Genomic DNA, 8,331 nt, shown 5'->3' with positions numbered 1-8,331 from the left:
GTTTGGATAGTTACCCAGACAATTAATCCTACAAACCAATGTAAGGCCAAACCTATAGTTCTCGCAAAACCGTTGATTATGGGTATGGTGTTCACCAGTTGCAGTAAAGCATTGTCTTTAACTATGCCAATTTCGGTAGCAATTTTCACAACTTCCGCATAGGGCTGAATGTTGAGAAACGCAAACCAAAGTCCCACTGCGACGGCAAACCAATAGAGAATTTTCATGAATGTCCTGGCATTATTCCGGTCGCCCTTTTTTGTTTGAGTCATAATTATTGGGTTGAAATAGTGTCTAGAATGGCGTTGAAGTTGTAGATGGAATTTTCTGGTTCATCGCTGACATCAGCTTCTGGCATCGCTTCAAAGCCAGCACTAATAGCATCTCTACATTCAACTTCACTGGTAGCCAAGCCCAATCCAAAATCCAGTTCTAATGCAGCTTGTTTTGCTTGCTGCTGATAGCAATTGTTAGGGTTGTTACTCATTTAAGGTTAGGTAGAGCGTAATTTTTATTGAATTTTTGTCGCACGTTAGCAATTAATTCTTGATTGCCAGTGAAAGCGATCTCTCCTGTAACTGGCTGGTTTTCTCCTTTAATAATCACAGCCGTATTCCCATTAGCATCACAGACAACTGTGCCAATCGGTAAAGGCACATTCCGCACATGATCAATGACCGGCTCTCCCTCTGATAAAGAAGTGAACGAATCAGGATTATTCATGGCCACAACCATCACGCAACCATCCCGATAACGTTGTTCAGCAATTTCTGCTTGGGCTTGGGCTGCTTGTTGTGAAGCTCTCAGTTTCCATTCTTGGGTGGAATTTTTTCTAACTGCTTGTTGGATTTCCCCCATCGTCGAAATATTGGATTTGATATTGGGGGCTGATATAGACAAGAAAATACATCCTAAGAAAAAGAACACAGCCGTCATAGGGTGGCGATTGAGGTAGTTCATGAATTGGTTGTTTTCAAACCGCTTGAGTTGAGCCGATATTTGCTCAGTAAATTCTGAGCTACCCGCCTCGTATCTTGGATAGTCTTGGGCTTTTTTTCCTTTGCTCCCACCTCCTGCAAGAAAGCATCAGGGTCAAAATCCAAACTACAAGCTGTTGTAGTTTCCATAATCTGGGGTTTTGCGGCTTGGTTATTAATACCGTAGGTCGCCAAAATTTCTTTGACTGTCTCTGGATTATTTAACAGCGACATCAAAGCTATTCTCTCTGCGGCTTGTTGGTTGGCTTGGTCTAAAGTTTTAGCATCTAAATCCCGCAGAGTCTGCTGATAAATATCCTGGGTCAACTCATGAGTAATTACCGCTTTAGCCACAGCTTCAGCAGATTTAATTTCTAATACTCCTCGGAATACTTCAGGATGAATATCTATAGCTTGCTCATTAGCCATAGATGTAGCTAATTCCTCGACTTTAGCAACATCCAATGCACCCCCATAAGCATTAATCGCAGCTTGGAGTATAGCGAAAGTATTTTCCAGCTTCTCCAAAATCCCCTCACCAAATTCATTGGCATTGTGGTCAATTTGCTTGTCGCTTTCACTCAGCTTTTTCAGGGCAGTAGTAATTTGTTCTGGGGAATAACCGGCACTGTTGAAATGTCCAAAAATTTCTTCTTTGGTAAATGTGGCCTGTGCAGCTAACTGGTTTTTTGATTGGTTTCCCAATTCAAATACTTGTTCTAATTGCTCAATTACAGTATCGGAAAATTTATCTGCATCAGGTTTAATCTTAGTGTCGTATTTACTCAACTGTTGTAAGGCATCCAAGATTTGTTCTTGAGTGTATTGTGTGAAATGCTTAAATAGTTGGTCTTTGGTGATCATTTGGCTATCCAATTATCGAATTGTTGGCGAGTGAGTTGCGTTTGCCGTTCCTGCAAATATTCTTTCACTTCTTTGTTGTTGGCTTTGTATCCTAATACAAAGCCTTGTTTCAATGCATAAATCGTTGTCAGGATGAATCTTTGATAGCTGTCCAAATAAATGCGCTCACATTGGTAATCTTGAAGGATCAGCCATACCATTTTGATTATTTCCGATTCCCATCGCCAAATCGTTACTCTACCTACACCTAAGCAGGCAGCCCAGTTTCGGCGGGTTTCGTAAAAATCATCAAAGAACTGCGCTCGCACTTTCTCTCTTTCGGGCGCATCAAAGAATTCCATGATGCTGCTGTTTTTCATTCAATCGGTCGAGATTTTGACTTTTGTTTCTGCCTGATTAACGAGTGCTTAACTAATTTTACAGAACAGCCAGTATCTTACAGAGATTTTGGATATTGCGACTGATACATGATGTTGCATAGTTAATATTAATTTTGCAATCTCATGTTTCAAAATTAACTAAACATAACGCTAAATCAAAGGTTTTAATGCTTCTATTTGTTTGTTAACCTTGCATCTTAGTGTTGCAGTAGCAGTGAAACACGTTTCAGTTGTGTTTCAATATATCTACAATAAATTACCCACATTAAGTGGGCAATAGGTTTATTGATTATCAGGGAGTTTCCTCGTTTCGGGAAATTAATGCACGGGAAAGAACTGCGATCGCCCAATCAGGACAATCGCTATAAAACCAGTTCTTTACCGTTTTTAATTCTGGTGGTTGTGCGCCAGTGCCTTGAAAAAAATTTTCTAGATGCTGCCTGATTAATGTAGCTCCAGTAGAAACGTACTCGTATTCTCCGGGGGAAATTGAACAACCATTTTGATTAATGAAAGCTTGAGCGAATTCATCTATCTTTGTGAGCTTGCGCCGTGTCATGATGGGAATGCCCTCCATAGGCTCTATCTGTGGTGGGTCAAAGTCCTCCAGTGGTGATGCACTGGAGGCTTGTACTTTGGATTTATGTGGATAATAGCATGATAAGCTACTAAGGAGTAGCAATGGGTATTTAGAAGTGGATATAGACAAATTAATTCAGGCTTTGCAAGAACGTGGGGTAATTAGTGAGATTATTGACAAACGTCCTGGTGTCCCTAAGTTGCCTGCTCAGTTGTATGTGCAGCTGATTGTTGCTTCTCTGGCCACTAGGAAAGATATTAGCGCCTGTATTAGTACAGCCTTGGAAACCTATGTCATGCGAAATACGGACAAACACTTGAACGAAATTAAATATCAAGCGGCGGCATCTGATAAAGAACTTGAGCAGTATTTGGCTGATGCGATTGCTTCCAGGCTTCAGAATAAATAGCTAAAAAAAAGAACACATGATTCTTTTATTACGCGATCGCGCTACTGGTGAACAGCTTGAGCAAATGCTGCAACAGCACAAGTTCTACATTAAAACTGCCGTAGATATTGAACGTCGAGTATTAGCTGGTGGTGGTGATTTACACGCAGATTGTGAAGAAAAGTTGCTGGATGACGGTAGTAGACAGCAAGATATTTGGGCTGCCAGCTTCATGCCAGTGACCGGAAAAATCACCTATGAGTCTATGGTCAATCTTCGTCCTCGGCAAAATCGGTCAATGGAACTTTTAGACCCTAATATTAGAGAAAGGGTAGCTCAAATTATCATGGAGTTTCTGGAAAATTTATGATTGAAATGACACCAAAGCAAAAAAGTTTTATACAAGATGATGTCCCGACCCGGTTACATCAGTTAGCAAATCACCTATCAGAAATTTATGCCTTGTGGACTGGGACATCATCCCAGGAATTAATATTAGCTTTTGTCAATGAAAGCAGATACTTTATTGAGTGGACTGTTCCTGACATGGTGAAAGCAAACGACATTGACCGGGCTGCGGAGTTAGTTGACTTAGTTCGTCTGTTGACTCGTTGGATAGCCCATTGGGACAAAATTTGGTCAGATGAAAAACAAAAGCGAGTTGCACAGGGACAGACTCAAGATTGGTTACGTCGGGTTCTAGAAATAGCCGATACAGAGCCAGAAGCACTGAGTGCTTAATTTCCACAAGTTTACTTTTTGAACCATTGCTGCGTTCGCCACACTTGGCAGTACCCAAACCTAACTGTTTCATTTCTAGCGATAGCACTAAAGGAGTACGCTGAAACACCCAAGGCAATTACCGTGCCTGCCAAAAATCCAAAAGCAAATCTTTTCATGATTCATCCCCACTCAAACAAGCACCCAATAAAGCACTCCCCAGAAATCCAGAGAATGCTACCGCCATGCCTCCCAAACAAACATTCTTCTGAGCTTGCCAATCATGCTCCCGGAGTATTGTGGGTCTGGAGTTATTGTCAATAATTTCAAATCCCCAACAACCCAAAGCTGCTACTCCTAAGAATCCGGTGGTCACAATTGAATAAAGTGCAAATTTCGACAAAGTTTGGTTAACAAAGCTGTGTGATTTTAGTCGTTTCATGGCGCGTCGTTTCCTGGTGATTACTTCGATTTTCTGAATGCATTCTAAATGCTCAGTTTGGGTAATTTGATGTGTGATTTTATTCATAGAAAAAAATAAAAGCAGTTTAAAGCTGCTTTTTGAAAATCTGAATTTTTACCTAGAATTTACTGTTGCTCTCTGCCCCAGCACATAATTTGCCCAAGCCCGAATCGCCGCCACTTCATCAAGTCCTTCCGACATTCCACGAATGACCTGCTGCTGATATGAACTAGCAGCATGATTGGGATCAACTTTATCAGCAGCCCAAGCCATGCAGATGATGTTCACCAGTTTATCTACTTCACTCAAAGGAAGCTGGCTAGGACGTTCAACATTCTGGGATTGCAGCCATTCTTTGACCAAATCAACCGGATAATTGAACAAAGTGCGAACTTGCTTCACTCGCAAGTCTTGTGGATGTGGTGCTACATTTTGAGGTTTGGTCTTGGGAATACTTTCTTCTTCAAAATCAAAAACCTGATTGCCAGATAATTTCGATTGAATGCTTTGTATAATTCCTGCCCAATCTGCATTAGGATTCCAATCATAACGAATCCTGGATTTGTTTAGGGCATAGTACAGTCGGCAGAAAACCGTATTTTCATCCCCAGGTGTGCTAGTAATCACAAGAGGTTTAGAGAAATCATCAACCTGAGATGCACCTAATAAAAATGTTTTAGTGAAATTGGTTTCAATCCCACTTCTAACCACATAAATCTCGTCCGCAGAGATGACAATATCTAGTTTAAGTTTGTCCTTACCTTTGTACTCTTTTGTCGTAAACTTTAATTGAGCAATATATCCTGTCAAAGCTCTTTCTCTGACTGGAATTTTCTTGTCTTGCGGAATATCATAGTTATACCAGACATATTGCTCTCCTTGAACTTCTCCCTGGTTTACATATAGATAAATCGGATCAGGCGGATTCCCTAATCCTAATTTAATTTCCACCATAGTTAGAAATCCTCCAGATTATCGCCACTATTATTTTTGTTAGATTGTTTGTACATCTTGGCTTTGTTCATCTGATGAGTAGATGTCTTAAGCAGTGGCATAGCAGCTTCTTTAACTGAAGCTTTAGCCTGCATATATAAAAATTGAGTCGCACCTTCTGCATCTTCTTCTGGGTCTATTTGCGCCCAAAGTGAACAGCCTAATTCCAGGGATTCGTAGTCACCCAAATTGAATTTTCTATGATACGTTACAGATATAGTTTTTATTTCCATTTAAGCACTTTCAAATCTCTCAAAAGTCTTAAGCGTAGCTTCCTTTCAATTACGTTCGACGATTTCCAACAAAAATCCACCACCAGTATTCAATACTTTTACTCGCCCACTATCTATTAGTGATTGAATGACTGTATTAGAATATCTGAGGCTATGCAAAGGTGCAGAACCACCACGGATTCGAGGCTCTTGCGTCTGTTTTATGGTGGTTGAGGATTGATTATCACAAAACCCTTACGGGGCAAGGGTTATAAACTATAATGCCCATATTTCAATGAAATGCCGACACAATAAGGCTTTCAATGATTTTGACCTGGGTTCTCCATAAAAAGTACCGAAGAACCAAATTCGATTGATAAAAATAGATGCGTAAGGCAATTCCTAATACTGGAATTGCCTTTATTTTTAGCGTTCCTGGGCTTCATCGCCTAGTTCCCATTCCAGGTATTCTAGTGCTGAAATAGCATCCCCAATGGTCAAATCTGGCGAGTAATTGATTTTCTTGAACTGGGGGGAATCATCAATTGCAGCTAGGGCAAGATAAGCAGTTTTGATTAGCTGGCGTAATTGTTTTGAGTCTTCAGGGTTGATCATGATCCTGTTTTAAATAACTATAATTGTTCGTAAAGATTAAAAGGCTTGTAGCTTCTGAGGGTTGCCCTAATCAGCTTTTTGAGTTGGTTGTATCTAAGCTCTGAATCACTTTCGCCATCACATGATGAGGAAAATACAGCGCCGTCAAATATCGCAACTATTGAGTTTTCGCAACATTTACAGCCAACTAACCAACCTTGTGTGACTGCTTCTGTGGTATCAATTTCGTCACCTTCTAATTCGCCTTCATAAAGAAATCCAAATTTAATCAGCGCAACTGCTACGGCTGTATTTTGGGCATTTAACCAACAAGGGAGGGGAGAAGATTTAATGAGCATAGGTGGCTTTAAAATCATGATAATTACTTGGGTTCCATTCATTAAAAAAGCGCTCTGCTATTAACAAAACGCTTTTAAACTGATAATTTCTTCAGAATTTGTTAGTATCTTTACTGCCCCGCGATTCAGAACCTATTTAACAATTCTTCACGAGTTAATTGCAAACAAAAAGGTGTAAACTCTTCTGGAGGTAGCCGTAATAAACTATCAACAACTCTCGACAATTCCTCATCTACAGAACCAAACCTGTATTTCAACAAATTTTCTATAACTTGGCGTTGTCCCTGCTCTACTCCTTCTTGTACAGCAGCAGCCCTGGCTTCTTGATAAGCTTCTGTTAAGTTCATGATTAACTCCTGATCATCTTCAGTTAACTTTTGCTGTGTCATTATACTGACGCGCCATCTGTAAATTATTTCTAAAACATTACGGCGCAGAAGGTTTTCTGGTGGCAGTGCAACTAATTCACTGACTGCTTGTTGTTGAACCTTTCCTCTCCCTAGAAGCCTAAACCATAATGTTTCTTCTGTTACAGGCAACTCGTTAATTGCCAGTATCGCTGTTCTAAAAGCATCAGGTAGAAAATACACCCCAGGCAACCAAGTTTCTAGCTCTAGTTTAGCCCCAAAACTTTCTAACAATCCTGGGGACGCTGAGGGCGCTAAAATCCACAATCGAGCTAAATCATCCTCTGATATAGTCGTGTCTTCCCTTTTGGCTTTACGTTGCGAATCTGCAATTACGGTGAACAGCTTTGTCAGGCAGTTCCGTATTTCTGTCCTGCTAGGCTGATTGCGAAAAGGTTCCAGCAAAGCCGTATTCAGCAGTGCAATTCTTCCCAATAGTCCTAGATTTGGTGCTTGGGCTGTTGGTGCTGGTGAAAACAAAACATCTACCTGCCGAGCTTCATCAATTACTTCCTTGTTGGGTTCTACTTTGCCCAAGGGTGACAATAGCTCCTCTAAAAATTGCTTGGCAAATTGGTCGTGAGGTTTGCGGGTCATGTTTTCAATAATGACTGTGTTTTATTATACGGCTGTGTCTGCCTATGCGTTTTTGTGGCATTATTCTTAACGATTACAGTTTGGAGGCGATTGCACAACCGACAATCGCCTTTGTACTTTACGCCACCACCAACTCCCGACTCTTTGGCACTGGCTCATATTCCAACAGCATTCGCCATTCTTTATCCGTCAATTGGTCAAACGGTCTATTTAATAACTCCTCGCAAGATACAGTTTCAACCATTGACAACCACCAAACCCCGTCCAAAGCTGAATCACACGGTATTCTCCCTTGTTCTTCCTCTGATGCTCGAACAAACCACCATTGATTGTTGGTGTAGCCTACTTCACCGAGTTTCACGTCGTTGTGGTAAATGCCGTTGTCGAGCAGTTCAAAGCCAAATTTTTCACACTCGTTGAAAATCTGACACATTATTTCGTTATCTGTAGTGTTTGGGGCTTCTTGTTGTTGATGTACAGGCAAGCTTCCGTCTTTGTGATGGGTGCAGATATATCTCCACGCTCTCGCCCAGGTGTTTGCTCGATATATTTCCTCTCCATTGACCATCACAAGCCAGGGCTGGGTTAAGTCTTCATCATGGGCGATCGCAGCTACAAGCTTTTGACCACAGTAAATTTCATGATCGTAAAAGCTGATTTCAATGGGGATCAATTCTTCTGGTGCTACAGTCTGCGCCTGGGCTTCAATGTAAGTGTCGAGTTCGGCTTGAGCTACAGTCTGTTCGTCAACGAAAGAACCGAACAGTGCTTGCTGTGAATGTGTTACATAAGTCATC

General features: G+C 41.0%; 15 protein-coding genes and 1 pseudogene. 3 read left to right on the top strand and 13 right to left on the bottom strand.

Translation table 11 applies throughout. The features are described from left to right. The 6 genes and pseudogenes from VB654_RS24820 to VB654_RS24795 form a co-directional block, all read right to left on the bottom strand. Positions 1-272: pseudogene (locus tag VB654_RS24820) on the bottom strand (hypothetical protein); the annotation flags it as partial. Positions 273-274: 2 nt separating this feature from the next. Continuing rightward, positions 275-487 carry a hypothetical protein gene (locus tag VB654_RS24815; RefSeq protein ID WP_323216501.1) on the bottom strand — a complete coding sequence of 71 codons (213 nt, stop codon included), beginning with the start codon at positions 485-487 and terminating at the stop codon, positions 275-277. Continuing rightward, on the bottom strand, positions 484-960 hold the full coding sequence (locus VB654_RS24810) for a hypothetical protein (RefSeq protein ID WP_323216500.1): 477 nt from the start codon (positions 958-960) through the stop codon (positions 484-486). Before VB654_RS24810 ends, VB654_RS24815 begins: the two co-directional genes overlap by 4 nt. Next, a complete protein-coding gene (locus tag VB654_RS24805) occupies positions 957-1,841 on the bottom strand; it encodes a hypothetical protein (RefSeq protein ID WP_323216498.1) in 885 nt (294 codons plus the stop codon). Before VB654_RS24805 ends, VB654_RS24810 begins: the two co-directional genes overlap by 4 nt. Next, entirely contained in the window at positions 1,838-2,200 is a 363-nt protein-coding gene (locus VB654_RS24800; protein WP_227788959.1) for a hypothetical protein, read from the bottom strand. The genes VB654_RS24805 and VB654_RS24800 overlap by 4 nt, the downstream gene beginning before the upstream one ends. A 313-nt stretch (positions 2,201-2,513) precedes the next feature. Next, the gene (locus tag VB654_RS24795; RefSeq protein WP_323216497.1) at positions 2,514-2,780 is read right to left on the bottom strand and encodes a hypothetical protein; all 267 of its coding nucleotides are present in this window, start codon (positions 2,778-2,780) and stop codon (positions 2,514-2,516) included. A gap of 136 nt (positions 2,781-2,916) precedes the next feature. Here VB654_RS24795 and VB654_RS24790 point away from each other — a divergent pair, with 136 nt between their 5' ends. From VB654_RS24790 to VB654_RS24780, 3 genes are read left to right on the top strand one after another with little or no spacing between them, the layout of a single operon-like run. Beyond that, positions 2,917-3,210: a hypothetical protein gene (locus tag VB654_RS24790; protein ID WP_323216496.1), complete on the top strand. Its 294-nt coding sequence runs from the start codon at positions 2,917-2,919 to the stop codon at positions 3,208-3,210. A 16-nt stretch (positions 3,211-3,226) separates the two neighbouring features. After that, positions 3,227-3,559 carry a DUF5674 family protein gene (locus tag VB654_RS24785; protein ID WP_323216495.1) on the top strand — a complete coding sequence of 111 codons (333 nt, stop codon included), beginning with the start codon at positions 3,227-3,229 and terminating at the stop codon, positions 3,557-3,559. A gap of 5 nt (positions 3,560-3,564) precedes the next feature. Further along, positions 3,565-3,930: a hypothetical protein gene (locus tag VB654_RS24780; protein WP_323216494.1), complete on the top strand. Its 366-nt coding sequence runs from the start codon at positions 3,565-3,567 to the stop codon at positions 3,928-3,930. A gap of 154 nt (positions 3,931-4,084) precedes the next feature. Here the strand turns inward: VB654_RS24780 and VB654_RS24775 are convergent, their stop codons facing one another. The 7 genes from VB654_RS24775 to VB654_RS24745 all read right to left on the bottom strand — a co-directional run bounded on the left by VB654_RS24775 (position 4,085) and on the right by VB654_RS24745 (position 8,330). Next, positions 4,085-4,438, bottom strand: coding sequence for a hypothetical protein (locus tag VB654_RS24775; RefSeq protein WP_323216493.1), 354 nt, complete (start codon positions 4,436-4,438; stop codon positions 4,085-4,087). Positions 4,439-4,486: 48 nt separating this feature from the next. Continuing rightward, positions 4,487-5,326: a hypothetical protein gene (locus VB654_RS24770; RefSeq protein ID WP_323216492.1), complete on the bottom strand. Its 840-nt coding sequence runs from the start codon at positions 5,324-5,326 to the stop codon at positions 4,487-4,489. Positions 5,327-5,328: 2 nt separating this feature from the next. Continuing rightward, positions 5,329-5,598, bottom strand: coding sequence for a hypothetical protein (locus VB654_RS24765; RefSeq protein WP_323216491.1), 270 nt, complete (start codon positions 5,596-5,598; stop codon positions 5,329-5,331). A gap of 405 nt (positions 5,599-6,003) precedes the next feature. Then, positions 6,004-6,192: a hypothetical protein gene (locus tag VB654_RS24760; protein ID WP_323216490.1), complete on the bottom strand. Its 189-nt coding sequence runs from the start codon at positions 6,190-6,192 to the stop codon at positions 6,004-6,006. A gap of 17 nt (positions 6,193-6,209) precedes the next feature. Further along, positions 6,210-6,572, bottom strand: coding sequence for a hypothetical protein (locus tag VB654_RS24755; protein ID WP_323216489.1), 363 nt, complete (start codon positions 6,570-6,572; stop codon positions 6,210-6,212). 83 nt (positions 6,573-6,655) lie between these two features. Continuing rightward, a complete protein-coding gene (locus tag VB654_RS24750) occupies positions 6,656-7,534 on the bottom strand; it encodes a hypothetical protein (RefSeq protein WP_323216488.1) in 879 nt (292 codons plus the stop codon). A gap of 118 nt (positions 7,535-7,652) precedes the next feature. Next, positions 7,653-8,330 (bottom strand): hypothetical protein, encoded by a 678-nt coding sequence (locus VB654_RS24745; RefSeq protein ID WP_323216487.1) that lies wholly within the window; start codon positions 8,328-8,330, stop codon positions 7,653-7,655. Between the last annotated feature and the right edge of the window lies 1 nt (position 8,331).

The organism is Nodularia sp. UHCC 0506, from assembly GCF_034931045.1.
Taxonomy (GTDB): domain Bacteria; phylum Cyanobacteriota; class Cyanobacteriia; order Cyanobacteriales; family Nostocaceae; genus Nodularia.
The sequence above is the reverse complement of the archived record's forward strand: the minus strand, read 5'-3'. Positions and strand labels throughout refer to the sequence as shown.

Bases quoted from the DNA above. Each gene is read 5' to 3' on its own strand.
- VB654_RS24745 (WP_323216487.1), bottom strand. From the start codon at position 8,330: ATGACTTATGTAACACATTCACAGCAAGCACTGTTCGGTTCTTTCGTT.
- VB654_RS24780 (WP_323216494.1), top strand. From the start codon at position 3,565: ATGACACCAAAGCAAAAAAGTTTTATACAAGATGATGTCCCGACCCGG.
- VB654_RS24805 (WP_323216498.1), bottom strand. From the start codon at position 1,841: ATGATCACCAAAGACCAACTATTTAAGCATTTCACACAATACACTCAA.
- VB654_RS24810 (WP_323216500.1), bottom strand. From the start codon at position 960: ATGAACTACCTCAATCGCCACCCTATGACGGCTGTGTTCTTTTTCTTA.
- VB654_RS24770 (WP_323216492.1), bottom strand. From the start codon at position 5,326: ATGGTGGAAATTAAATTAGGATTAGGGAATCCGCCTGATCCGATTTAT.
- VB654_RS24800 (WP_227788959.1), bottom strand. From the start codon at position 2,200: ATGAAAAACAGCAGCATCATGGAATTCTTTGATGCGCCCGAAAGAGAG.
- VB654_RS24785 (WP_323216495.1), top strand. From the start codon at position 3,227: ATGATTCTTTTATTACGCGATCGCGCTACTGGTGAACAGCTTGAGCAA.
- VB654_RS24765 (WP_323216491.1), bottom strand. From the start codon at position 5,598: ATGGAAATAAAAACTATATCTGTAACGTATCATAGAAAATTCAATTTG.
- VB654_RS24755 (WP_323216489.1), bottom strand. From the start codon at position 6,572: ATGAATGGAACCCAAGTAATTATCATGATTTTAAAGCCACCTATGCTC.
- VB654_RS24750 (WP_323216488.1), bottom strand. From the start codon at position 7,534: ATGACCCGCAAACCTCACGACCAATTTGCCAAGCAATTTTTAGAGGAG.
- VB654_RS24795 (WP_323216497.1), bottom strand. From the start codon at position 2,780: ATGACACGGCGCAAGCTCACAAAGATAGATGAATTCGCTCAAGCTTTC.
- VB654_RS24760 (WP_323216490.1), bottom strand. From the start codon at position 6,192: ATGATCAACCCTGAAGACTCAAAACAATTACGCCAGCTAATCAAAACT.
- VB654_RS24815 (WP_323216501.1), bottom strand. From the start codon at position 487: ATGAGTAACAACCCTAACAATTGCTATCAGCAGCAAGCAAAACAAGCT.
- VB654_RS24775 (WP_323216493.1), bottom strand. From the start codon at position 4,438: ATGAATAAAATCACACATCAAATTACCCAAACTGAGCATTTAGAATGC.